The 23,679-nt window shown below is 69.9% G+C and carries 23 protein-coding genes and 1 pseudogene; 11 read left to right on the top strand and 13 right to left on the bottom strand.

Features of this window, described 5'->3' with window-relative positions; genetic code table 11:
* Nucleotides 1-17 precede the first annotated feature (17 nt).
* The 7 genes from L0984_RS11035 to L0984_RS11005 all read right to left on the bottom strand — a co-directional run bounded on the left by L0984_RS11035 (nt 18) and on the right by L0984_RS11005 (nt 6,097).
* The gene (locus L0984_RS11035) at nt 18-965 is read right to left on the bottom strand and encodes a LysR family transcriptional regulator (protein ID WP_234193774.1); all 948 of its coding nucleotides are present in this window, start codon (nt 963-965) and stop codon (nt 18-20) included.
* A 130-nt stretch (nt 966-1,095) separates the two neighbouring features.
* The gene (locus L0984_RS11030; RefSeq protein ID WP_234193773.1) at nt 1,096-2,100 is read right to left on the bottom strand and encodes a zinc-dependent alcohol dehydrogenase family protein; all 1,005 of its coding nucleotides are present in this window, start codon (nt 2,098-2,100) and stop codon (nt 1,096-1,098) included.
* A 32-nt stretch (nt 2,101-2,132) separates the two neighbouring features.
* Complete coding sequence (locus tag L0984_RS11025; protein WP_017762358.1) at nt 2,133-2,711, bottom strand: amino acid synthesis family protein; 579 nt, start codon at nt 2,709-2,711, stop codon at nt 2,133-2,135.
* Between the two features lie 17 nt (nt 2,712-2,728).
* On the bottom strand, nt 2,729-3,697 hold the full coding sequence (locus L0984_RS11020) for a tripartite tricarboxylate transporter substrate binding protein (protein ID WP_234193772.1): 969 nt from the start codon (nt 3,695-3,697) through the stop codon (nt 2,729-2,731).
* A gap of 136 nt (nt 3,698-3,833) precedes the next feature.
* Nucleotides 3,834-4,697, bottom strand: coding sequence for a fumarylacetoacetate hydrolase family protein (locus L0984_RS11015; protein WP_234193771.1), 864 nt, complete (start codon nt 4,695-4,697; stop codon nt 3,834-3,836).
* 68 nt (nt 4,698-4,765) lie between these two features.
* Entirely contained in the window at nt 4,766-5,335 is a 570-nt protein-coding gene (locus L0984_RS11010; protein WP_234193770.1) for a VOC family protein, read from the bottom strand.
* Between the two features lie 51 nt (nt 5,336-5,386).
* Nucleotides 5,387-6,097 (bottom strand): GntR family transcriptional regulator, encoded by a 711-nt coding sequence (locus L0984_RS11005; protein WP_234193769.1) that lies wholly within the window; start codon nt 6,095-6,097, stop codon nt 5,387-5,389.
* 37 nt (nt 6,098-6,134) lie between these two features.
* Between L0984_RS11005 and L0984_RS11000 the strand changes: the two genes are divergently transcribed.
* On the top strand, nt 6,135-6,725 hold the full coding sequence (locus tag L0984_RS11000; RefSeq protein WP_234193768.1) for an NADPH-dependent FMN reductase: 591 nt from the start codon (nt 6,135-6,137) through the stop codon (nt 6,723-6,725).
* A gap of 7 nt (nt 6,726-6,732) precedes the next feature.
* Here the strand turns inward: L0984_RS11000 and L0984_RS10995 are convergent, their stop codons facing one another.
* Nucleotides 6,733-7,650 carry a LysR family transcriptional regulator gene (locus tag L0984_RS10995; protein ID WP_234193767.1) on the bottom strand — a complete coding sequence of 306 codons (918 nt, stop codon included), beginning with the start codon at nt 7,648-7,650 and terminating at the stop codon, nt 6,733-6,735.
* Nucleotides 7,651-7,784: 134 nt separating this feature from the next.
* On the opposite strand from L0984_RS10995, the gene hpaH reads away from it, so the two are divergent.
* Genes hpaH through L0984_RS10950 form a run of 9 tightly spaced genes read left to right on the top strand, consistent with a single transcriptional unit; the run spans nt 7,785 to nt 17,698 of the window.
* Nucleotides 7,785-8,600, top strand: a complete 816-nt coding sequence (gene hpaH, locus L0984_RS10990) for a 2-oxo-hept-4-ene-1,7-dioate hydratase (RefSeq protein ID WP_234193766.1) — start codon at nt 7,785-7,787, stop codon at nt 8,598-8,600.
* Nucleotides 8,600-9,403, top strand: coding sequence for a 4-hydroxy-2-oxoheptanedioate aldolase (hpaI, locus tag L0984_RS10985; protein ID WP_234193765.1), 804 nt, complete (start codon nt 8,600-8,602; stop codon nt 9,401-9,403). Before hpaH ends, hpaI begins: the two co-directional genes overlap by 1 nt.
* Nucleotides 9,404-9,405: 2 nt before the next feature.
* Nucleotides 9,406-10,845 carry an FAD-binding oxidoreductase gene (locus L0984_RS10980; protein WP_234193764.1) on the top strand — a complete coding sequence of 480 codons (1,440 nt, stop codon included), beginning with the start codon at nt 9,406-9,408 and terminating at the stop codon, nt 10,843-10,845.
* A complete protein-coding gene (locus L0984_RS10975; protein WP_234193763.1) occupies nt 10,842-12,317 on the top strand; it encodes an aldehyde dehydrogenase in 1,476 nt (491 codons plus the stop codon). The genes L0984_RS10980 and L0984_RS10975 overlap by 4 nt, the downstream gene beginning before the upstream one ends.
* A 21-nt stretch (nt 12,318-12,338) precedes the next feature.
* Nucleotides 12,339-13,205, top strand: coding sequence for an extradiol ring-cleavage dioxygenase (locus tag L0984_RS10970; RefSeq protein ID WP_234193762.1), 867 nt, complete (start codon nt 12,339-12,341; stop codon nt 13,203-13,205).
* Between the two features lie 20 nt (nt 13,206-13,225).
* Complete coding sequence (locus L0984_RS10965; protein ID WP_234193761.1) at nt 13,226-14,170, top strand: fumarylacetoacetate hydrolase family protein; 945 nt, start codon at nt 13,226-13,228, stop codon at nt 14,168-14,170.
* Nucleotides 14,167-15,174, top strand: a complete 1,008-nt coding sequence (locus tag L0984_RS10960) for a ketopantoate reductase family protein (protein ID WP_234193760.1) — start codon at nt 14,167-14,169, stop codon at nt 15,172-15,174. Before L0984_RS10965 ends, L0984_RS10960 begins: the two co-directional genes overlap by 4 nt.
* Nucleotides 15,171-16,628 carry an aldehyde dehydrogenase family protein gene (locus L0984_RS10955; RefSeq protein ID WP_234193759.1) on the top strand — a complete coding sequence of 486 codons (1,458 nt, stop codon included), beginning with the start codon at nt 15,171-15,173 and terminating at the stop codon, nt 16,626-16,628. Before L0984_RS10960 ends, L0984_RS10955 begins: the two co-directional genes overlap by 4 nt.
* An 11-nt stretch (nt 16,629-16,639) precedes the next feature.
* On the top strand, nt 16,640-17,698 hold the full coding sequence (locus L0984_RS10950; RefSeq protein ID WP_234193758.1) for an MBL fold metallo-hydrolase: 1,059 nt from the start codon (nt 16,640-16,642) through the stop codon (nt 17,696-17,698).
* A 9-nt stretch (nt 17,699-17,707) separates the two neighbouring features.
* Here L0984_RS10950 and L0984_RS10945 read toward each other — a convergent pair whose 3' ends face one another.
* The 4 genes from L0984_RS10945 to L0984_RS10930 all read right to left on the bottom strand — a co-directional run bounded on the left by L0984_RS10945 (nt 17,708) and on the right by L0984_RS10930 (nt 21,466).
* A complete protein-coding gene (locus L0984_RS10945) occupies nt 17,708-18,622 on the bottom strand; it encodes an amidohydrolase family protein (RefSeq protein WP_234193757.1) in 915 nt (304 codons plus the stop codon).
* Nucleotides 18,619-19,593: a Bug family tripartite tricarboxylate transporter substrate binding protein gene (locus L0984_RS10940; protein WP_234193756.1), complete on the bottom strand. Its 975-nt coding sequence runs from the start codon at nt 19,591-19,593 to the stop codon at nt 18,619-18,621. The genes L0984_RS10945 and L0984_RS10940 overlap by 4 nt, the downstream gene beginning before the upstream one ends.
* Nucleotides 19,594-19,661: 68 nt before the next feature.
* Complete coding sequence (locus tag L0984_RS10935; protein ID WP_234193755.1) at nt 19,662-20,639, bottom strand: Bug family tripartite tricarboxylate transporter substrate binding protein; 978 nt, start codon at nt 20,637-20,639, stop codon at nt 19,662-19,664.
* A 38-nt stretch (nt 20,640-20,677) separates the two neighbouring features.
* Nucleotides 20,678-21,466: a class II aldolase/adducin family protein gene (locus L0984_RS10930; protein ID WP_234193754.1), complete on the bottom strand. Its 789-nt coding sequence runs from the start codon at nt 21,464-21,466 to the stop codon at nt 20,678-20,680.
* Between the two features lie 65 nt (nt 21,467-21,531).
* Here L0984_RS10930 and L0984_RS29960 point away from each other — a divergent pair.
* Nucleotides 21,532-22,155 (top strand): annotated as a pseudogene (locus tag L0984_RS29960) (LysR family transcriptional regulator); the annotation flags it as partial.
* Between the two features lie 229 nt (nt 22,156-22,384).
* Here L0984_RS29960 and L0984_RS10920 read toward each other — a convergent pair.
* The gene (locus tag L0984_RS10920) at nt 22,385-23,485 is read right to left on the bottom strand and encodes a helix-turn-helix domain-containing protein (RefSeq protein ID WP_234193752.1); all 1,101 of its coding nucleotides are present in this window, start codon (nt 23,483-23,485) and stop codon (nt 22,385-22,387) included.
* Between the last annotated feature and the right edge of the window lie 194 nt (nt 23,486-23,679).

The following is a 23,679-nucleotide window of genomic DNA, read 5'->3' as shown; positions in this document are numbered from 1 at the left end:
CGTTGCGGGTCGCTCGCTCAGACGCTGTCAGCCGCCAGTTCCGGGTGCAGGGACGCGGCGCTCTGCCGTCCCTGCCGCACATCGGGCGGCGCGAACCAGCGGGTCAGGTGATCCAGCAAGGTCCTGAGCGACGCGCTCATCGTGCGACGCGAGGCATAGACCGCGTGGATGCCCAGCGCGCGCGGCGGGCTATGGGGAAGCAGTACGACCAGCCGCCCCATGGCCAGCCAGGGGCTGGCGGCATGCAGCGGCTGCAGGGCGATGCCGGCGCCTTCCAGGGCGGCCTGCAGCAGCACGCACGGATCGTTGGCGCGCAGCTTGCCGGCCACGCGCACACCCGCCGCCCTGCCGCCCTGGGTGAAGTTCCACTGGTCCGAGCCGAAGTGGGTGTAGATCAGGCAGTTGTGGCCGGCGAGGGATTCCACGCTCTGGGGATGGCCATGCCGACGCAGGTAGGCCGGCGAGGCGACGAGCACCGACTCGCAGGCGCCGAGACGGCGTGCGATCAGTTGCGCGGGCAGCCGGTCTGTGATGCGGATGGCCAGATCGATGCGCTCGCGCACCAGGTCCACGCTGTCGTTGCTCACCTGGAGTTCGACGCTGGTTCGCGGATAGCGGGCCATGTAGTCGGCCAGCGCCGGCATCAGCAGGCACTGCCCCATCGACTGGGAGCAGGCCACCCGCAACAGGCCATGGGGCTCGTCCAGGTCGGCATCGGCGACCGCGGGCACCGCCTGCGCCGCGGCCAGCAGTTGCTCGCATCGCGTGAGTGTCTCGGCGCCGGCGGCGGTCAGCCCCACGCTGCGGGTGGTGCGGTGCAGGAGCCGCGCACCAGCCCAGGTCTCCATCTCGGCCAGGTACCGGCTGACCATCGGCCGGGACATGCCCAGGGCGTCCGCCGCGGCCGCCATGCTGCCTCGCTCATGAATGGCCACGAACACCTGCGCGGCCACGATTCGATCCATGTGTCTGCTTCCCCTCGACGCCTTCGCGGCGGTGCGCAGGCGCCCCACTGCGCCCCCAGAAGCTGACGCCTGCGAGCAAGATCTGCGCCGCAGGAAGTGCGGCCCGCCGGGGGGCGCAGCCGCACGGCGCTCAGGGCACGAGCACGAGCTTGCCCTGCACCGCCCCCACGTCGAGCAACGCATGCACCTCGCGCGCCTGTGAAAGCGGATAGGTCGTTACCGGCGAAGCCTTGACGGCTCCGTCGCGCATCAGGCCGATGGCGGCCTCCATCAGTGCGCGCCGCTGCGTGCGGTCGGCGTCGAAGGTGTGGATGGAGAAGGTGCGCACCGCCAGGCTTCGGCTGAGCAGCGAGCGCAGGGTCTGGAACACGTCCTCGGCCGGCGGGCCGCCGGCGATGTTGTACGAGATGGCCGTGCCCATGGGCGCCAGCGCGCGGATGCAGGCGATGAGCAGCCGGTCGCCCACGTGGTCGAAGGCCAGGTCCACGCCGCGCCCGCCGGTGGCGGCCATCACCCGCTCGGGCAGGCCCGCCGGATCGCCGTCCACCAGCGTGGTCACGCCGTGGGCCAGTGCATGGGCCTGCTTGGCGGGTGTGGAGGCGGTGCCGATCACCGTCATGCCATGGTGGGCCGCCAGTTGCGTCAGCGCCGTGGCCACGCCGCCGGCGGCGCCGGGCACGAGGATCGACCGCACGGGCAAGCCGCCCTGCGTGCCCAGCAGCATGGCCTGCGCGAGCTGGACATTGCCCAGGCTCACGGCCTCGGTGTCCGAGATCGCATCGGGCAGCACGAAGGGCGCATCGGCCGGCACGGCGATGTACTCGGCATAGCAGCCACCGCGCTGCGGCAGCTCGCGGGCGCTGACGAACACGCGCTGGCCGATGCGTTCGGCCGGCACGCCCTCGCCCACCGCCTCGATCACCCCGGCCATCTCGTTGCCGGGAATGGCCGGCATGGGCGGCATCCACTTGTAGATGCCCTTGCGGATGAGCACGTCCGGCCCGCCCGCGCCGATGGCGCGCGCGCGCACCAGCACTTGGCCCGGCCCGCAGGCGGGCACGGGCAGTTCCACCTGTTCCAGCACCTCGGGGCCACCGGGCACCCGCAGCTGGATCGCCTTCATCGTCGTCGCCATCGTGGGTCTTGCTCCTGCGGCTCGGGCTGCGCTCAACGCTGGCCGTCGTGGACCGAGACCTGTTCCTTGGTCAGGCCACCGAGCCGGGCATGCACCCGGCCACCGGTGCCCATGACCAGGGCAAAGAGGATCTCGTCCGGCCGCGGCGCGTCCTGGATGCCGACTTCCATGCTGTTGAAGTGGCTGCGCACATAGGCGGCATGGATGTAGTGCAGCGGCACCATCAGGCGGTAGCCCGTGGCGGCCACGGCCTTGGCCGCCGGCACGATGGCCTTGGGCTCGCCCAGCACGGCGCGCATGGCCCAGCCGCCGGCTTCGTGCCAGACGGCACCGTGCTCCATCTCGCCGTTCACGCCCACGATGGCGGCCTTGCTGTAGACCTCCACCTGGTCGCGGCCCAGCGTCTCCACCAGCTCCGTCGCGAGCGAGGTGCCCAGCGAGCGCAGCTCGGCCATGAAGGGCATCAGGTCGGGCTCGTAGCGCCCGGCGTAGGGGTTGCGGATGACGGCGCAGGCAGCGGCCAGCTTGAGCGGCCGGTCGGCCACCGGGCCGCCCTCGTGGTAGATGGTCTCGACAGTCAGGCTGCGCTTGCGGATCTGGATCAGGGACATGGGAGCACCTCGCTCGTTCATTGTTTGGGAATCTGGGCCTCGTTGACCACCACGGTCCATTTCTTGAGTTCGCTCTGGACCATGGCCGTCATCTCTTCGGGCGTGCCGCCACGCGCTTCGCCGCCGATGTCTTCGAGGCGGGTGCGCACCTGCGGTTGCTGCAGCGCCTTCTGCACCGCGGCGTTGAGCTGGTCGACGATGGCCCGCGGCGTGCCCGCCGGCGCCATCAGGCCGGCCCAGGACGTGACCTCGTAGCCGGCGACGCCCTGCTCGGCCACCGTGGGCAGTTCGGGCATCTGGCCCCAGCGGCGCGCGCCGGTGGTGGCAATGGCGCGCATCTTGCCAGCCTTGATGTTGCCCATCACGGCCGTGGGCGGCGCGATGATGAAGGGCACCTCGCCCGACAGCAGCGCCGTGACCGAGGCCGCGTCGCCGCGGTAGGGCACATGCAGCATGCGTGCGCCGGACATCTTCACCAGCAGCTCGCCGGCCAGGTGGTGCGTGGAGCCGATGCCCGCCGTGCCGTACGACACCTGGCCGCCCGGCGCGCGGGCGGCCTTGAGCAGGTCGGCCAGCGACGTGTAGGGCGAGTCCGCCTTCACCACGAGCAGGAAGGGGAAGAAGGTGATGGTGGAGATGCACTCGAAGTCCGCCACCGTCTGGTAGCTGAGCTTGTTGTAGAGCGCCCCCGCCACCGCATGGCCGCCAGTGGCCAGCAGCAGCGTGTAGCCATCGGGCTTGGCCCGCGCCACCGTGCCGGAGGCGATGGTGCCGCCGGCGCCGGTCTGCGCCTCGACCACGAAGGGCTGGCCCAGGGTCTTGCCCATCTCGGTGCCGACCACGCGGGCGATGGTGTCGGCATTGCCGCCGGCCGCAAAGCCCTGCAGCACGCGGATGGGCTTGTCGGGATAGCCCTGCGCCAGGGCCGTGAAGGGGAAACTGCAGGCAAAGCCGAGGCCTGCAGCGAGAGCATCTCTACGCCGCATGATGGTTGTCTCCGTTGAAATTCTTGTCGCTCACGCCACCGGGTTTGCCGGTAGGCGATGTGTCACGCACCCCGGGCGGGATGCGCCGCACTCAAGGACATCGACCGGCGCGGTGCGCGCCGTCGATGCCGGGGCTTCAGGCCTGCTGGACGATGGGGTTGCGCAGGGTGCCGATGCCTTCGATCTCCACCTCGCACACGTCGCCCGCCTTCATGAACTGCGAGGGCTTCTTGCTCCAGCCCACGCCGGCCGGCGTGCCGGTGGCGATCACGTCGCCGGGGCTCAGGGTGAAGATGGTCGAGGCGTAATTGATCAGCGTGGGGATGTCGAAGATCATGTGGCCGGTGTGGCTGGACTGCACCACTTGGCCGTTCAGGCGGGTCACCAGCTTGAGCTCGCGGCCGGGGGCGATCTCGTCGGCCGTCACCATCCACGGGCCGAAGCCGCCGGTGGATTCGAAGTTCTTGCCCGAGGCGATCTGCTTGGCATGGAACTGCCACTCGCGCACGCTGCCGTCGTTGTAGCAGGAGTAGCCGGCGACGTGCTCGTAGGCCTTGTCCTTGGGAATGTCGCGGCCGCCCTTGCCGATGATGACGGCCAGTTCGCCTTCCCAGTCCAGCGAATCCGACACCTTGGGATTCACGATGGGCGCGTTGTGCGCCGTCTGCGAGCGCCACACGCGCAGGAAGATCGGCGGCATCTCCGACAGCTCGCGCTGCATGCCGGCGGCCAGCACTTCCTGGTGGTGGTCCATGTAGTTGCGCACGGCGCAGACGATCTTCTCGGGCCGCGTGATCACCGGCAGGTAGGTGATGTCGGCCAGCTTGGCCACCACCGGCAGGCCTTCGACATGCTGGGAGGCCTGCAGGTAGTCGCCCGAGGCGATGTAGTCGAGCAGCGTGGGCTGATGCGGGCGGGCCTGGCCGAGGTCGACGACGCCGTCGCCGACGACGGCGCCCCAGGTTTCACGGCCTTGGTGGAGGAAGGACAGCAGTTTCATGGGTGCTCCATTCGAGTGGGAAAGAGGGAGGGAAGAAAGATGCGGCGCCGAAGCCGGCACCGTGTGGATCACGCGCGGGCAGCCGATGCCGACGCCGCAGGGGCCTTGGCCTGGAACCGGGCCTGCCACTGGTCCAGCGGCATGAAGGTGGGATCGGCGCGGCAGATGGCCTCGGTCTCGCGCATCAGCGTCTCGTCGTCCTTGTCGAGGTCGAGCGGGTCGCCGTGCGGCTGGGCCACGTAGAAGGGCATGTCCACATACACCTCCACGGTGTTGCCTTCGGGGTCGCGCATGTACATCGACAGCGCGTTGCCGTGGTTGAGGCCGCGCACCTCGGTGGCGCCGCGCTCCCGGGCGCGCTGCGTCACCTCGCGCAGATGCTGGATGCTGGGCACGACGAAGGAGATCTGCATCACCGTGCTGAAGCTCGCATCGGCGGGTCGGCCCGAGGCCAGCACCAGCTGGTGGTGCTGGTCCTCGCTGGCGCTGGTGAACACCAGCTCGTTCTTGAAGGTGCTGCCCACGCCGCGATCGGTGATCGTGAGGTCGAAGGTCTCGGTATAGAACGCCACCATCTTCTCCAGGTCGGTCACGAAGATGCCGAAGTGGGAAGGCGTGGGCCGCAGGACTTTGAGCATGGGGTTTCTTGTCTCCGTTGTTGTCTCGAATGGGTCGCCAGCCGTGTGTGTTCAGGGCGGCGGCAAGTCTTTCAGGATGTTCTCGACGTTGCGCTGCGTGCTGCGCATGTGCTCTTCGAGCAGGGCGCAGGCGGTGTCGGCATCGCGCCGCAGGGCGGCGTCCATGATCCGGCGGTGCTCGTTGGTCTTGCGCTTGGCCACCTTGCGGAAGCGCCCGCTGAAGCGCCGGTAGCGCTCGGCCTGGTCGAACAGGCTTTCGCCCCAGCGCCGTTGCCGCTCCGACGGACAGGCGGCCAGCAAGGAGAGGTGGAAGGCACGGTGCAGGTCGGACCAGTGGTCGTCCAGGATCACCGGGCCGTCGGGCAGGCGGGCTTCGACCAGCTCCAGCCGATGGAAGGCCGCCACCACCTCGCTTTCCCAGCGGTCGTCGCCGTGCTGGATGGAGTCGCGCAGGGCCGGCACGTCGAGCATCAGGCGCATGCGGGTGATGTCGCCCATGTCCTCGGCCGACAGGGGCGCGACGCGAAAGCCCCGGCGCTCGTCGGCGCGGATGAGGCCTTCCTGCGCCAGCCGGCTGAGGGCTTCGCGCAGCGGACTGCTGGAGAAGCCATAGGCGTTCTGCAGCTCGTCCACCTTCAGCTTGACGCCGCCGGCATAGGTGCCGCTGAGCACGTCCTGCCGCAGCCGGGCAAAGGCCTGGTCCACCAGCGTGGGTTCGCGCAAGACGGCATCCGTTTTTTGCATGGACGCGATTTTATGCATAAACTTTTCTTCCGTGCATAGTTCAATGAATCGATCGATGAATGTTTCTTCCGACATCAGGCCTGCAGCGGCGGTTCGCCTGCTGGCCATCTCCGGCAGTCTGCGCCGCGCCTCTCACAGCACCGCGGTGCTGCGCCACATGGCCACGCTGCTGCCGGCAGACGCCCAGCAGCGTCTCTTCACGCTGGAGGAGATACCGCCCTACGACGGCGACCTGGACGGCCCCCAGCCGCCCGCGGCCGTCGCGGAGCTGAAGGATGCCATTGCCCAGGCCGATGGACTGGTGATCTGCTCGCCGGAATACAACTACGGCATGCCCGGCGTGCTGAAGAACGCCATCGACTGGGCCTCGCGGCCCGCCTTCGCCTCGCCGCTCAAGGGCAAGCCCGCGCTGGTGATCACGGCATCGCCCGGCGCCCTGGGCGGGGTGCGGGCCCAGGCGCAGATCCGCGACGCCCTGGCCGCCACCCTGGCCCGACCGCTGTCGCGGCCCCACGTGGCCATTCCGCTGATCGCGTCGCGCTTCCAGGACGGCCAACTGAGCGACGCCACGACGCTGGAGACGCTGCAGGCCGCCCTGGCCGACCTGCTGGCGGAGATCCGCCTGCTGGCCGCCGCGCGTGGCTGAAAAGCGTTCAATCGTCCTTCTTCTGCCAGCCGGGCAACCACTGCAGCAGGTGGTCGGCGAAGGCCTCGGCCGCTGGCGGCAGGGTGCGCACCGTCGAGCGGTAGAGGCAGACCGTGCGCACCGTCTCGGGCTCGACCACGCGGCGCATCACCAGGCCGAGCGGCCGCGCGACCACGCCCACGTAGGCCGGCGCAAGCGTCGCCGCCAGCCCCTGGGCGGCAATGCCCAGGGCGGTGGAGACGTTGTCCACCACGTCGACCGGCTCCACCCGCGCATCCGCCGGGGCATTGACATGCATCTGCGAGACGCTGCGCTCATGGTCGCGGCCTGCCGCCACCAGGGCATGGCCGTGCAGGTCGGTCCAGCGCAACTGCCTGCGGCGTGCCAGCGGATGGTCCGGGGCGCACCACAGCACCCAGCGGCTGTCGAAGACGGCGGTACCTTGCACACCTTCGCCGGTGGGCCGATCCGGCCCGACCGCCAGGTCGACGTCGCCGGCCGTCACCGCATCCACCAGCTGGTCGACCGGCAGGTCCTTCACCCGCACAACCACACGAGGCCGCAGGGCCTGGAAGGCGCCGATGGCCGCCGGGATGGCCGCGCCGGCCAGCACCTGCGGCGCACCGACCCGCACGATGCCGGCCGCCTGATTGCGCACATCGGAGGCCGCGATCTCCGCGGCCTGCACATGCCGCAGAACCGTCTCGGCGGGCCCCAGGAAGTGCTGGCCCGCGCTGGACAGCGCCACGCGCCGCGTGGTGCGCTCGAAGAGGCGGAAATCGACGATCGCCTCCAGCTCGGCGATCAGCTGGCTCACGGCCTGCGCCGTCAGCCCCATGCGCTGCGCCGCGCCGGTGAAGCTGCGCTGCTCCGCCACGGCGACGAAAGCCTCGAGCTGGCGAAGGGTGTAGCGCGTCAGGGCCATCGGTCGATTATCAAGCGCTGCTTGATCACTGTTCCAAATCCATTGCTTGTGGCGGACGACCGCCTTGCCGAGACTTCACCTTCATCAAAACGGCCTCCTGCCCTTCATGACAGGGCAGCCCAGGAGACACACCCATGACCGATTTCCAGGATTCCCAGGAGCGCAACCGCGCGCTCGCCCAAGAGCTCATCGAGGCCGAGCGCAGCCGCCAGCCCGTCGAGCACTTCAGCAAGCGCCTGTCCGGCATGACCATCGCCGACAGCTACGCCATCCAGCGCGAATGGACGGCGCTCAAGCTGGCCGGTGGCGACACCATCGTCGGCCGCAAGATCGGCCTGACCTCGCGGGCCATGCAGATCGCCTCGCAGATCACCGAGCCCGACTACGGCGTGCTGTTGCAGAGCATGGTGATCGACAACGGCACCGAGGTGGAAGCCGCCCGCTTCCTGGTGCCGCGGCTCGAAGCCGAATTCGCCTTCATCCTCGCGAAGCCGCTGCGCGGGCCCAACGTCACGCTGTTCGACGTGCTCAATGCCACCGACTACGTGATCCCCGCCCTGGAACTGATCGATGCCCGCATCGAGCAGTTCGACCGCGTGACCAAGGCGCCGCGCAAGGTGCTGGACACCATCGCCGACAACGCCGCCAGCGCCGGCATCGTGATGGGCGGCCGACCGATGCGCCCGGACCAGGTGGACTGGCGCTGGGCCGGTGCGCTGCTCTTCAAGAACGGCGTGATCGAGGAATCGGGCCTCGGCGCCGCGGTGCTCAACCACCCGGGCAACGGCGTGGCCTGGCTCGCCAACAAGCTCGCGCCCCACGGCGAGGGGCTGGAAGCCGGCCAGATCGTGCTGGGCGGCTCCTTCACGCGGCCGGCGCACTGCGCCGCCGGCGACACCTTCCACGCGGACTACGGCCCGCTCGGCTCCATCTCCCTGAAGTTCGTCTGATGACCTCCACCGTGAACACCTTCAAGGCCGCGCTGGCCGTACCCGGCGCCCAGATCGGCCTCTGGCTCGGCCTGGCCGAGCCCTACACCGCGGAGCTGTGCGCCACCGCCGGCTTCGACTGGCTGCTGGTCGACGGCGAGCACGGCCCCAACGACCTGCGCTCCATGCTGGGCACGCTGCAGGCCGTGGCGCCCTACCCCGCCCATCCCGTGGTCCGCATTCCGCACAGCGACGCGGCGCTGGTCAAGCAGGTGCTGGAGATCGGCGCCACCACACTGCTGGTGCCGATGGTGGAAGATGCCGAACAGGCCCGCGGCCTGGTGCAGGCCATGCGCTATCCGCCGCAGGGCATCCGCGGCGTGGGCAGCGGCCTGGCGCGCTCCTCGCGCTGGGGCGCCGATGCGCAGTACCTGCAGACCGCCAACGACCGCATGTGCCTGCTGGTGCAGGTCGAAACGGCCTCCGCCCTGTCGCGCATCGACGAGATCGCGGCCGTGGAAGGCGTCGATGGCGTGTTCATCGGCCCTGCGGACCTGTCGGCCTCGATGGGCCTGCTGGGCCAGCCCGGCCATCCGGACGTGCGCGCAGCCATCGAGCATGCATTCGCGCGCATCCAGGCCGCCGGCAAGGCGCCGGGCATCCTGGCCACCGACGAGACGGCCGCCCGCCACTGGATAGGCAAGGGCGCACGCTTCATCGCCGTGGGCGTGGACGCGACCCTGCTGGCCCAGGCCAGCCGCGCCCTGGCCCGCCGCTTCAAGGAAGCCCCGGCGCCCGCCGCCGGCAGCACCTCGGGCTACTGAGCATGCAGGCCGCACTGGACGAACTGCGCCAAGCCTTCGCCGGCCGCCTGCTGGTGGACGAGGCGGACAAGGCGCCCTTCCTGACCGACTGGCGCCGCAAGTGGACCGGCCAGGCCGTCGCCGTGGCCCAGCCCGACAGCGCCGCCGATGTGGCCGCAGTCGTGCGCTGGTGCGCCCAGCACCGCATCGCCGTGGTGCCGCAGGGGGGCAACACCGGCCTGTCGGGCGGCGCCACGCCCGATACGTCGGGCCGCACGCTGGTGCTGTCGCTCACGCGCCTGAACAAGGTGCGCGCCATCGACACCATCAACAACACGCTGACGGTGGAAGCCGGCGTGACGCTGCAGCAGGTGCAGGACGCCGCGCGCGAAGCCGGCCGGCTGTTCCCGCTGAGCCTGGCCGCCGAAGGCACCTGCACCATCGGCGGCAACCTGGCCAGCAATGCCGGCGGCGTGCAGGTGCTGCGCTACGGCAATGCGCGCGAGCTGTGCCTGGGCCTCGAGGCCGTCACGGCACAGGGCGAGCTGTGGGACGGCCTGCGCGGCCTGCGCAAGGACAACACCGGCTACGACCTGCGTGATCTGTTCATCGGGAGCGAAGGCACGCTGGGCGTCATCACCGCCGCGGTGCTCAAGCTGCACCCGCTGCCCGCGGCGCAGGTGGCTGCCTTCGTCGCCGTGCCCGACCCGGCCGCCGCACTGCAGCTGTTGCAGCTGGCCCAGTCGCGCCTGGGCGCCGGCCTCACGGCCTTCGAACTGATGAGCGACACCTGCATCGCGCTGGTGGAAAAGCATGTGGACAGCGCGCGCCTGCCGCTGGCCGAGCGCTCGCCCTGGTATGTGCTGCTGGAAGTCAGCGACAACGTGGACGAAGCCCATGCCAGCGCCGCCATCGAAGGCCTGCTGGAAGCCGCGCTGGAGCAGGAGCTGGCCACCGACGCCGCCCTCTCGGCCACGCTGGCCCAGTTCCAGGCCCTGTGGGCACTGCGCGAGGACATCTCCGAATCGCAGGGCGCCGAAGGCCGCACCATCAAGCACGACATCGCGCTGCCCATTTCCCGCATCGCCGACTTCATCGCCACCATGGGCGCGCAGATCGAGCGGCAGTGGCCGGGCGAGCGGCTGGTCGTGTTCGGCCACCTGGGCGACGGCAACCTGCACTACAACCTCTCGCCCGCCGCCGACCGGCTGGGCGCGGAGCACCGCGCCGCCTTCGAGGCGCTCGAAAAGCCCATCAACCAGTGCGTGCACGACGCGGTCGTGGCCCATGGCGGCTCGATCTCGGCCGAACACGGCCTGGGCGTGCTGCGCCGGGACGAATCCGCGCGCCACAAGTCGCCAGTCGAACTGCGCCTGATGCAGGCCGTCAAGGCCGCGCTCGACCCGCACGGCCTCATGAATCCCGGCAAGTTGCTGCCACCCAACCAGGAGCATTCCGAATGACCACTTCCCTGCTGGACGTGGCGGGCGTCAAGGTCTCGCCCGACCACTACATCGACGGCCGTCGCGTGCCCTCGGCCACCACCTTCGAGCTCTTCAGCCCCATCGACCAGAAGCCGTTGGGCCGCATCGCCGAAGGCCTGGAGGACCACACCGAGGCCGCCATCCAGGCCGCGCAGCGCGCTTTCCCGGCGTGGAGCGCCATGAGCGCCGCCGAGCGACTGCCCTACCTGGAGCGCTTCGCCGAGGAGATCGGCAAGCGCGCCGACGACTTCTGCCGGCTGGAGAGCACCGACGCCGGCGTGCTGCTCTCGCGCATGCGCCACGGCGTGGTGCCACGCGCCATGCTCAACATCCGCTGGTTCGCCCAGCATGCGCTGGAGCTGCAGAACCGCCCCATCGACACCGAGCAGGCCCACCACATCGTGCGCCACGACCCGGCCGGCGTGGTGGTGATCATCACGCCGTGGAACGCACCGCTGATGCTGTCCACCTGGAAGCTGGGCCCGGCCCTGGCCGCGGGCAACACCTGCGTGCTGAAGCCGCCAGAGTGGGCACCGCTGACCTGCTCGCTGCTGGCCGACTGCGCCGACGCGGCCGGCCTGCCGCCGGGCGTCTTCAACGTGGTGCAGGGCACCGGTGCCAGCACCGGCGCACGGCTGGTCGGCGATGCGCGCATCGCGCGCGTCTCCTTCACCGGCAGCGTGCCCACGGCGAAGTCCATCGCCCAGGCCGCCGGTGCCAACCTGGTGCCCTGCAGCCTGGAGCTGGGCGGCAAGAGCCCCTTCATCGTGCTGGAAGATGCCGACCTCGACGGCGCCGCCGCCACTGGCGCGCTGATGTACCGCAACGCCGGCCAGGTCTGCCTGGCGGGCACGCGCTTCCTGGTGCACGAGAAGGTGGCCGAGCGCTTCATCGCCACCATGCGCAGCCACGTCGAGAAGCTCAACGTGGGTGACCCGCGCGACGAGGCCACCGAGGTGGGCCCCATCATCCATCCGCGCCAGGTGGAGCGCGTCGAAGGCTTCGTGCAACGCGCCGTCGCGGCCGGTGCCGAGCTGCTGTGGGGTGGCGAGCGTCACGGCTTCGGTGCCCAGTACTTCAAGCCGACCATGGTCACCCAGGTGGCGCAGGACAGCGAGATCGTGCAGAACGAGGTCTTCGGCCCCGTGCTCACGCTGCAGACCTTCGCCAGCGACGAAGAGGCCATCGCGCTGGCCAACGGCACCGACTACGGCCTGGGCGGCGTCTGCTACGGCGAGACCGGGCACGCCACCGAGATCGCCAAGCAGGTGCGCACCGGCTTCATCTGGGTCAACAGCTTCGGCATCCGTGACCTGGCCGCGCCCTTCGGCGGCATCAAGCGCTCCGGCGTGGGCCGCGAAGGCGGCGACTGGAGCTTCGAATTCTTCTGCGACATCAAGGACGTCGTGGTTCCCAAAAAGCCGTTCAAGGCGAGCTTCAGCCACCGCTGAACGCCATCAGGAGACATTTCCATGGGACAGATCGTTGGATCGGCCATCGTGTCGCATCACCCCGGCCTCATGCAGTGCGAGGAATTCCGTCGCCTGCAGGGCGCCGGTGAAGACTCGGACCTGATCGCCGGCTATGCCCGGCTGCGCGAGCGCATCGCGGCCGCGAAGCCGGACGTGGTCATGATCTTCGACAGCCACTGGTTCACCACCGGCTACCACCTGGTGGACGGCGGCGCGCGCTACAGCGGCACCTACATCTCCGACGAGATGCCGTGGTACCTGCACGGCGTGCCCTTCGCCTACCGCGGCCATCCGCGGCTGGCCCGGGCGCTGGAGACCGCCTCGCGTGCACGCCAGGGCTATGTGCGCGTCATCGACCACCCCGATCTGGGTCGGCATTACGCCACGGTCAACCTGGTCAAGCATTTGCGGCTGGAACTGGACGACACGCCGGTGGTGACCGTGAGCTCGTGCCAGAACTGCCGCTGGGAGCAGTTCGTCCAGTCCGGCGAGGACATCGGCGAGGGCATCCGCGCCAGCGGCCTGCGCGTGGTGCTGCTGGCCTCGGGCGCGCTCAGCCACAAGTTCAACGGCATCGACTGGAAACCGAACCATCCGCGCATCTTCCACGAGAGCAACGTCTCCTCGCCCGAGAACATCGAGAGCGACAAGGGGGCCATCGCGTTGATGGCTGAAGGCCGCCACGACCTGATCCTGGAGCGCTGGGACGGTGAATACCGCCGCAAGCCCTGGGAGGCCTTCGGCGCGCACTACCTGCAGATGCTGGGCGCCATGGGCGGCGCCGACTGCCGCGCCAAGGGCGAGGCCCTGTCCGCCTACGAGAACGCCCGGGGCACCGGGAACATCCACATCTGGTTCCCCGCCTGAGCCCCCACACAAGAATCGCCATGAACTTCGAATTCCCACTCCAGAGCCTGCCCACCGTGATGCAGGGCCCCCGCGTCGAGCGACGCCGCGTCCTCATCGGTGGCAGCGCCTTCTGGGGCACGATGGTGGAAGAAGGCGCCGACGCCGGCCGCCTGCGCCTGGACGATGGCCGCATGCTGGACGCCGAGGCGCAGACCTACCTGCCGCCGGTCAACCCGAGCAAGATCATCGCGGTGCACATCTCCTACAGCTCGCGCAGCATGGAGACGCGCAACAAGCCCAAGCCGACCGAGACGCCCACCTACTTCACCAAGCCGCCGACCTCGCTCAACGGCCACAAGGGCCAGATCCTCAAGCCGGCGGACTGCAAGTACCTCAACTACGAGGGCGAATACGCCGTCGTCATCGGACGCACCTGCCGCAACGTGACGCCCGACGAAGCCTGGGACTACATCGAAGGCTTCTGCCCCGCGCTGGACATGGGCCTGCAGGACTTCCGCGACACCGACCAGGGCAGCATGCTGCGCGTGAAGGGCGCGGACACGCTGCTGCCCATCGGCCCCGGCATCGTGCGCGGCGTCGACCTGTTCGCGCAGACGCTGCGCACCACGGTGGACGGCCTGGTGGTGCAGGAAGCGCACATCGGCGAAGAGACCATCTGGGGCCCGCACTACGTGATTGCCGACATCGCCCGCCACATCACCCTGATGCCCGGCGACGTGATCCTGATGGGCACGCCCTGCCATTCGCGCAGCGTCAACCCGGGCAACGTCGTGGCCTGCGAGATCACCGGCATCGGCCGCGTGGAAGGCACGGTGGTGGCCATCGACGCGCCGCGCGCCGCCGCGCTGGGCGTGGGCCATGCGCCCACCGACAGCCCCGAAGTGCGCCGCGTGGCGCTGGGCTTCGACGAACGCGTGCCGGAACACTTCAAGGCCAACCTTCGCACGGCCAAGGGCGAATGATCGGCAAGGTCTGCATCGTCGGGGCGGGCGCCATCGGCGGTTTGATCGGCACCCGGCTGGCGGCAGCCGGCCAGGCCGAGGTCTGCGCCCTGGCGCGTGGCTCCACCCTTGAATCGCTGCGGCGTGACGGCTGGCAACTGCAGGAGGCCGACGGCGAGCGGCTGCAGGTGCCCACCCGCGCCTCCGACCGGCCGGCCGAGCTGGGCCCGCAGGACCTGGTCGTCATCGCGGTCAAGGGGCCGGCGCTGGCCAGCCTGGCGCCGACGCTGGGGCCGCTGCTCGGCCCGAACACCCTCGTGCTGCCCGCGATGAATGGCGTGCCCTGGTGGTTCTGCCAGCGCATCAACGGCTTCGTCGAGACGGGCCTGCGCAGCGTCGACCCCGAAGGCCGCATCGCCGCGGCCATCGGCTATGAGCGCGTGCTGGGCGCCGTGGTGCATGCCAGCGCCTCCACGCCGACGCCCGGCGTGGTGCAGCACCACATGGGCCGCGGCCTGATCGTGGGTGAGCCCGACGGGCGGCCCAGTGAGCGTGCCGACGCGGTGGTGTCGCTGCTCGCACGCGCGGGCTTCGACGCCACCCGCAGCGACGATGTGCGCACGGCCATCTGGTACAAGTTGTGGGGCAACCTCACGATGAACCCGGTGAGCGCCATCACCGGCGCCACGGTGGACCGCATCCTGGCCGACCCGCTGGTGCGCGACTTCTGCTCGGCCGCCATGCAGGAAGCCGCCCTCATCGGCCGGCAGATCGGCTGCTCCATCGACGAAGCCCCCGAGGCCCGCCACGCGGTGACGGCCAAGCTGGGCGCCTTCCGTACTTCCATGCTGCAGGACGCCCAGGCCGGCCGGCCGCTGGAACTCGACGCCATCGTGGGCGCCACCCATGAGATCGGGCAGCGGCTGGGGGTCGCCACCCCCGCCATCGGCGCGCTGCTGGGCATGGCCCGGCTTTTCGGCCGCGTGCACGGCCTCTACCCCGAATCCACACCTTCACCCGCATGACCACCAAGACCCACGGCAACTACATCGGCGGCGAATGGACCGAAGGCCAGGACGCCGCGCCCAATATCAACCCGTCGGACACGCGTGACGTGGTCGGCCTGTACGCCCGCGCCAGCCGCGCCGACGCCGAGGCCGCCATCGCTGCAGCGCAGGCGGCCCAGCCTGCGTGCGCCGCACTGTCGCCGCAGCAACGCGCGGATGCGCTCGACCAGGCCGGCAGCGAGATCCAGTCCCGCAAGGCCGAGCTGGCCGAACTGCTCGCGCGCGAGGAAGGCAAGGCCCTGCCCGACGCGGTGGGCGAAGTGGTGCGCGCCGCGCAGATCTTCAAGTTCTTCGCGGGCGAGGCCCTGCGCGTCGGCGGCGAGCTGTTGCCCTCCACCCGCCAGGGCATGAGCGTGGAGATCACGCGCGAGCCGGTGGGCGTGGTGAGCATCATCACGCCGTGGAATTTCCCGATCGCCATCCCGGCCTGGAAGATCGCACCGGCGCTGGCCTACGGCAATGCCGTGGTGTTCAAGCCGGCGGACCTGGTGCCGGGCAGTGCCTGGGCGCTGGCCGAGATCCTCAGCCGCTGCGGCCTGCCGGCCGGCACCTTCAACCTCGTGATGGGCCGGGGCCGCGAGATCGGCGACACCCTGCTCGAAGACCCGCGCGTCTCGGCGGTCACCTTCACCGGCTCGGAAGCCACCGGCCGCAAGGTGGCGCAGGCCTGCGTGTCGCGCCCCGGCGCGATGGCCAAGTTCCAGCTCGAAATGGGCGGAAAGAACCCGATGGTCGTGCTCGACGATGCCGACCTGGAGGTCGCCGTGTCCTGCGCCATCAATGGCGCCTTCTATTCGACGGGCCAGCGCTGCACCGCATCCTCCCGCCTCGTCGTCACCGAAGGCATCCACGACCGCTTCGTGGCCGCCATGGTCGAACGCATGCGTGGCCTGGCCGTGGGCGATGCGCGCGCACCCGGTACCGTGATCGGCCCCGTCGTCGATGCCAAGCAGCTGGAACAGGACCTGGACTACATCCGCATCGGCCGCGAGGAAGGCGGACGTCTGGTGGCCGGCGGCGACGCCCTGCCCCAGGTCGACGGCAAGCCGGGCTTCTATCTGCAGCCGGCCCTGTTCACCGAGACCACCAACGCCATGCGCATCAACCGCGAGGAGATCTTCGGCCCGGTGGCCACGGTCATCCGCGTGCGCGATGCCGATGAAGCCCTGGCGGTCGCCAACGACACGGCCTTCGGCCTGTCCTCGGGCGTGTGCACGACCTCGCTGAAGCAGGCGGCACGCTTCAAGCGCCAGCTGCAGGCCGGCATGGTGATGGTCAACGCACCGACGGCTGGCGTGGACCCGCACGTGCCCTTCGGCGGCCGCAAGGCGTCGAGCCACGGCCCGCGTGAACAAGGCCGCTACGCCGCCGAGTTCTACACCACCGTCAAGACCGCCTACGTGCAACCCTGAGGAGATCGCCCATGGCATCGTCGTTGTTCAACTTCCTGCGCTCCGCCGCCGATACGCCGTCCCTGCCCGAGGGTGCGGCGCTGAGCCGGCGTCGCCTGCTGGCCGCCGGCTGCCTCTGCTGCGCGCTGCCCCTGGCCGGTGCTCAGACCAAGGGTCCGCTGCCGGCCGCGGCCCAGGCCCACCTGGACGCGGCTCGCCGCGCCGCGGGCACCGACCTGCTCGCCTACATGCGCCTGGGCGACGGCATCGCGCCCACGCCGAGCGCACCGCCGGTGTCGCCCGACGCGCTGATGGCGATGCCCGCACCCGCGCCGGGCTGGGCCTTCGACAACCTGGGCTTCGTCGGCAACAAGTGGGTGAGCGCCTGGGGCATCACCACGTCGGAAGGCCTGGTCGTGATCGACGCCATGGACAACGACGACGAAGCACGGACGCTGGTGGCCGCGGGCCTGCGCAAGCTGGGCCAGGACCCGGCGACGATCCGCGCCGTGCTGATCACGCACGGCCACGGCGACCACTACGGCGGCTTCGCCCATCTGAAGTCCCTTTCGGGCGCACGGGCCGCCATGAGCGAGGCGGACTGGACGATGACCGAGACCAAGCTCGAGTTCGACCGGCCCGACTGGGGCCGCCCGCCCAAGCGCGACCTGGTGCTCAAGGAAGGCGAGACGCTGACCTGGGGCGACACCAAAGTCGACGTGCTGCTCACCCCGGGCCACACCATGGGCACCGTCTCGCTGCTGTTCGACGTGCGCGAAGGCACGCGCCGCCACCGCGCGCTGCTGTGGGGCGGCACCGCCTTCAACTTCCAGAAGAGCCCCGACCGCATGCAGCGCCTGCAGGCCTACATCGACCAGACGGAACGTGTGCGCAGCCTGGTGAAGGCCCAGGGCGTGGACGTGTTCATCTCCAACCACGACATCTTCGACGAGGCGGTGAACAAACTGCAGGCCCGCCAGCAGGGCGGCGCCGCCCGCAACCCCTTCGTCATGGGTACGGACAACGTCGTGCGCGCCCTGACCGTGATGAACGAATGCGCGAGGGCCACCCAGGTGGTGTGGAGCGCCTGAGACGGGCGATCACGCGAAGCCGTAGAGCCACGCCGGGTTGTCGACCAGGATCGCCCGGCGCACCTGCGCGTCCGGCACCCAGTCGCAGAACTGGTCCACCAGGTCCGCATCGACCGGCACCTGCGCCGGCGCGAACAGCGCCGGGTGCGGCCAGTTGGTGCCGAAGACGAGCCGATCCGGACGGGTATCGACCAGGGCCTGGACCAGCGGGCGCATGTCCTCGCATCCGGGCACCGCATCCGACCGGCGATACCAGCTGGAGACCTTGACCCAGCAGTCGTCGCGCCGCTGCAGGATGCGCAGCATCGCCTGGAAGCCGGCGTGATCCACGCCCTCGCTGCCGCGCACGCAGCCCAGGTGATCGAACACCAGCGGCACGGGCAGGCGCAGCAACGATGCTTCCAGCGCAGCGATCTCCGCCGCGTGTTCGAAATGCAGCTGAAGGTGCCAGCCCAGCGGCTGGATGCGCGCGGCGATGCCTGCCATCGCCTCGCTGCCCCCATAGCCTTTCACCAGCGTCGACACGCGCACCCCGCGCATGCCGCCGTCATGCAGCGCATGCAGTTCGGCCTGCGTGGTCGACGCGGCAATGCCGGCCACACCGCGGGCCCGGTCCTGGCCCAGCTCGGCGATGAGGTCGAGCGTGAGCCGGTTGTCTGCGCCGTAGACGCTGGCACTGACCTGCACCGTGCGCTCCAGGCCCAGGCTGCGGCACAGGGCGGCGTAGGCATGACGGTCCGCGAGGCGCGGTGTGTACGAGCGCTCGGCGCCCCACGGATGGCGGACCGGGTCCTCGAAGACATGGCAATGGCAGTCGGTGGCGCCCGGCGGCAGACGATTCCACGGCGCGCGCAGGGCCGGCATCGGCGCCAGGCACAAGGGCGGCGCGCGGAGCGTCGCCGATTGCGGCAAGGGTGTCGTCATCGGACCTGCACTCCGGCTTCCTTGACCACGCGCGACCATTTGTCGATCTCCGAGCGCAGCAGCGCGTCGAAATCGGCCCCGCTGCCCGTCACGACGTCGGAGCCCAGGGCCTCGAATTTCTGGCGGATCTCCGGCGCCTGCAGCAGCTTCGCCATGGCGGCCTGCAATCGGGCGATCACCGGCGCTGGCGTGCCCGCGGGAACCATCAGCCCGGCGGTGGTGCTGGCCTCGAAGCCGGGCAGGCCGGATTCGGCCAGCGTCGGAATGTCCGGCACGATGGACGACCGTCGGGCCGTGGTCACACCGATCGCGCGCAGCTTGCCGGCGCGGATCTGCTGCAGCGTCGAGGCCAACTGGTCGAAGCTCGAATCGACCTGCCCCCCCAGCAGGTCGGCGATGGCTGGCGCGCTGCCCTTGTAGGGCACATGCAGCAGCTTGACGCCCGCCTGGATCTGGAAGAGCTCCGCGGTGAGATGGGCCGCCGTGCCGCTGCCCGACGAGGCCACCGTCACCTTGCCGGGATGGGCCTTGGCATGCGCCATGAAGTCCGCGACGGTCTTCACGGGCAGCGACGGATCGAGCACCAGCAGCAGCGGCGCACGCGCGATGGGCGAAGCGGCCACCAGGTCCTTGGCCGGATCGAGCTTGATCTCCGGATTCAGGGCCTTGGACGTGGCCAGCGCACCGGACGAACCCAGCAGCAGGGTGTAGCCATCGGCCGGGCCGCGGGCCACCAGCTCCGATCCCAGCACCCCGCCGGCACCGGCCCGGTGGTCGACCACCACAGGTTGCCCCAGTTGCTCGGACAGGCCCTGGGCCACGATCCGCGCGGTGGCGTCGATGTTGCCGCCCGGCGTGAACGGCACCACGAGGCGCAGGGGCCGGTCGGGGTATTCGGCGTGGGCGGCGAGGAAGGCGCCACCGAGGACGCTCACCAGGAGGCCCCGGGCGAGGCGTGCGAGAAGGCTCATGCGGATGTCTTCTGTCTTGTCGTGGAAGGGCTTAGCGCGGCCCGGAGGGAGCCGCCCGAGACGCACGCTCACTCCGCGGTAGCGCCGGAGTCGCGCACGATGGCCTTCCACTTCTCGTGCTCGCGCTGCGCGAAGGCGCCGAATCGCTCCGGCGTGCCGCCCGCGGGCTCGGCCCCTTCGCGCACCAGCTGTTCCTCCAGCGAAGGCAGCGCGTCGTTCACGGTCTTGTTGATCAGCCGGATGACGGAGTCCGGCGTGCCCTTCGGGGCGAAGAAGCCGAACCAGGAACTGGCCGAGAAGCCCGGGAAGCCCTTCTCGGCCACCGTCGGCACGCCGGGCAGCGAGCGCGAGGGCTGGTCGCCGGAGACGGCCAGCGCCCGCAGCTTGCCCGCGCGGATGTGCTGGATCACCGTGGGCGCGGTGGCGAACATGAACTGCAGCCGCCCCGCCAGGAGGTCGGTGAGCGCATTGGCACCCTTGTAGGGCACGTGCACGGTCTCCACACCGCCGCGCTGGCTCAGCATGAAGCTCGACAGGTGCGAGGACGTGCCCACGCCGGTCGAGCCATAGGAGAGCTTGCCCGGGTTGGCCTTGGCATAGGCGATGAACTGCGCCAGGTCCTGGGCCGGCACGCTGGGATGCACGACCAGCACATTGGGCACGTCGGCGATCTGCACCACCGGCACGAGGTCCTTGAGCGGGTCGTAGGGCAGGTTCTTGTAGAGGGTCTGGTTGACCGTCATCGGCCCGACCGAGTTGACGATCAGCGTGTAGCCGTCCGGCGCGGCACGCACCGCCATCTCGGTGCCGATGTTGCCGCCCGCCCCCGGCTTGTTGTCGATGACGAAGGGCTGGCCCAGCTTCTCAGTGAGCTTCTGCGCCGTTGCGCGGGCCAGGATGTCCGTGGTGCCGCCAGCCGTGAAGGCCACGATCACCTTCACGGGTTTGGTGGGGTAGGCCTGCGCCAGCGCGCCGGCGGACAGGGTCAGCGCTGCAGCGCCGGCCAGCAGGCGGCGGCCCAGCTGCGAAAGAGTGAGGGGATTCATCGCGATGTCTCCAATGTCGTGGTTGTTCTTCCGGATCGTCAGAGCGCGTAGCTCGGGTCCAGCCGGTCGAGCTTGCGTCGCAGGGCGGGCCACTCCATCAGGCCGTAGGGCCGGCGGGTGCCAGGCTGGTACTGGTTCCAGGTCTCTTCCAGCACCGGCGCAGGCACGGGCCGCAGCGGCACGCCGCAGGCCATCGCACCCAGCTGGGCGCGGCAGGCGAGTTCGAGCCGGTGCATCCAGTTGAAGGCCTCGCCCACCGTGCGGCCCACCGTCAGCACACCGTGGTTGCGCAGGATCAGGGCCTCGCCCTGGCCCAGGTCCTCGATCAGCGAGGCCTGCTCCTTGGTGTCGAGCACCACGCCCTGGTACTCGTGGTAGCCGACCTTGAGGAAGCGCATGGCGGTCTGTGTGATGGGCAGCAGGCCGCAGTCGAGCGCGGAGACCGCCATCGAGGCCCAGCTGTGCGTGTGGATCACGCAGGCGACCTCGGGCCGCGCCTCGTGCACGGCGCTGTGGATCACGTAGCCGGCCTTGTTGATGCCGTAGCCCAGCGCGCCGAAGTCGGGCGTGGCCAGGATGGTGCCGGCGTGGTCCACCTTGATCAGGCAGGAGGCCGTGATCTCCTCGTACATCATGCCGTAGGGGTTGATGAGGAAGGCCTCCTCGCCCGGCACGCGCATGGAGATGTGGTTGGCCATCATGTCGGCCATGCCGTAAAGGTCGATCAGGCGGTAGCAGGCGGCCAGATCGACCCGGGCCTGCCATTCCGCCTCCGAACACCGGCCGCGCATCGAAGCGACCTGGACCTTGCCATCCTGAACCTGCATGAGATGCCCTCGCTGCTGAAAAGAGCGGCATCGTCCTGCGTCATCGGCGACCGGTCCAATCGCTAATGGTGCGGGCGTCATATCCTTTATTCATGGACTACAACCTGCGCGACCTCAAGTTCTTCGAAACGGTGGCGACTTTGGGCAACGTCAGCCGCGCCGCCGAAGTGCTCGGCCGCAGCCAACCGGCCATCACCAAATGCATCCGCCGCCTCGAGTCGGCGGTGGGCGAGCGGCTGATCGAGCGCGATGCCCAGGGCGTGGCACTGACGCCCTCGGGCCTGTTGCTGCTGGAGCGCGCCCGGCCGCTGCTCCAGCATGCCAGCCAGGTTCAGCAGGAGCTGCGCGACTTCTCGACAGGCGCGACGGGCCATGTGCGCATCGGCAGCGGCCTGAGCACGGCGGCGCATGTGCTGCCGCAGATCTGCGCACAGTTGCTTTCGCAGAGCGGCATCCAGTTCGAGGTGCTGCTGGGCACCAACATCGGCATGCGGCGCGAGCTGCGCGAAGGCCGCATCGACCTGCTGCTGGGGCTGCTGCCGCCCGAGTCCGACCTGCGCACCGTGCCGCTGGTGGACGACGTGGTCGGCCCTGCCGTGCGTGCCGGCCATCCGCTGGCCGGCGGCCAGGCGCCAAGCGCCGCCGACCTGATGGCTTGGTCCTGGGCGATGCCCACGCAGGACATCCCCAGCCGCCAGTGGTGGCACGGCCAGCACCACGCTCAGCAAGGCCGGCGCGATCAGGCGCACGTTCATCAAGGGATTCATCAGGCGGTGTTTCATGGTCTTCACCTCTTTCAGGTCTTCAGGGCTGCTACAGGACAGGGTCGAACACGCCGGCGCCCTCGCAGGGGCGCCGCTCAAAATCACAGGGGCGGCCGCCGCACGCGGCGCACAGGCACAGGTACGCATCGGCGCGTCACCCGCCAAGCGCTCCGGAGGCCCGCTGCGCAACGCCCGCACGCACGGACGACGCGCCGTGTCGGGCAGCAGGAACAGGCATCGGGGAGGTCGGCTGCGCCGGCGTACGCGAGGCAGCGGCAGCACCTGCAGCAGCCGCGGCGCTGGCAGGGACAGCAAAGGCGTCCGCAAAGGACGGCGCGATGGAAGATGGGGTGGACGGGGTCATCGGCTCGCCAAAGGACGAGGCCGGCGTCAGTGCAATGGAGCCCAGCATGGACGGCGTGCGGGCTGCCGACATGGGCATGCCAGCAACGCGGGCAGCAGCAGTAGCAGTAGCAGCCGTCCGGCCCACCTGCACCATCTGCCCACGCCCGCCCGCCGGCTCGTCACCCACCCTCAGCCGGTAGCCCCAGCCATGCACCGACAGGATCGGACACGGCGCGCCCGAGCGCTCGAGCTTCTTCATCAGCCGCATCAGGATCATGCGCATGCTGCTGGTGGCCAGCGGCTTCTGCCCGAAGTTCGCCCGCGTCTGCGTCAGCAGCTCGATCAGCCCACCCAGTGACAGCGCGTGCTGCGGCGCGCACACCATCGCGCTCAGGATCGCCCGCTCGCACAGGTTCAGCCTCAGCCGGAATCCATCCGGCGCCACCAGCACCCATCCGTCGCGCAGCAGCGACCACCCCGTCTCGCCCAGCGCCCCGTCGATGCGCGGCAGCACGCCGCCAGCACCACCGCTGCCGGAGGCGGCGCTCGCCGAAGAGAGGAAGTCGGATGCGCTCGAAGCGCACGCGCCCCGGTCGTTCGCAGCCGCCGGCGAGGCCAGCAGGGACGACAGCGGGGAGAAAAGAGTCGGGGAAGAAAGGGCCGACGACGAAAAGGGTGCGGCCGGAAGAGACGCAGACGCCGCGAAGGACGTGACCCGACCACAGGCCGCAGTCGACGCACTGGAGGCTGCAGGCACGGCTCGCTCAGCCGGCTCGGCCTCCCGCGGCGCATCAAAAATCTGGCGGCAGGCCTGCACCGTCTCCAGCACGGCCCGCAGCTCCTGCTCCAGCCGCTGCAGGTGCCGCACCAGCGGCGCCCCCGGCCCCCCGTACAGGCCGTCCGCCGTCACCCCACCAGCAGGCCGGCTGACCCCCTCCCGCCCCCCGTCCATCGCAGCACGGGCCCCGCGTGCGCCGCCCGCCGGAACCTGCCTTGGACAAAAAGGTTCCTTTAAATCCTAATAGCTACCAACTTTCTCAGGGCGACCGTTGTTACTCGTGGAGCACACAAACGTGATGGATGTAAATGACGCGGACAAAAAGG

Origin of the sequence: Pseudacidovorax sp. NFM-22 (assembly GCF_021401245.1) — a bacterium.
In the GTDB taxonomy this organism is placed as follows: Bacteria; Pseudomonadota; Gammaproteobacteria; order Burkholderiales; family Burkholderiaceae_C; genus Xenophilus.
The sequence above is the reverse complement of the archived record's forward strand: the minus strand, read 5'-3'. Positions and strand labels throughout refer to the sequence as shown.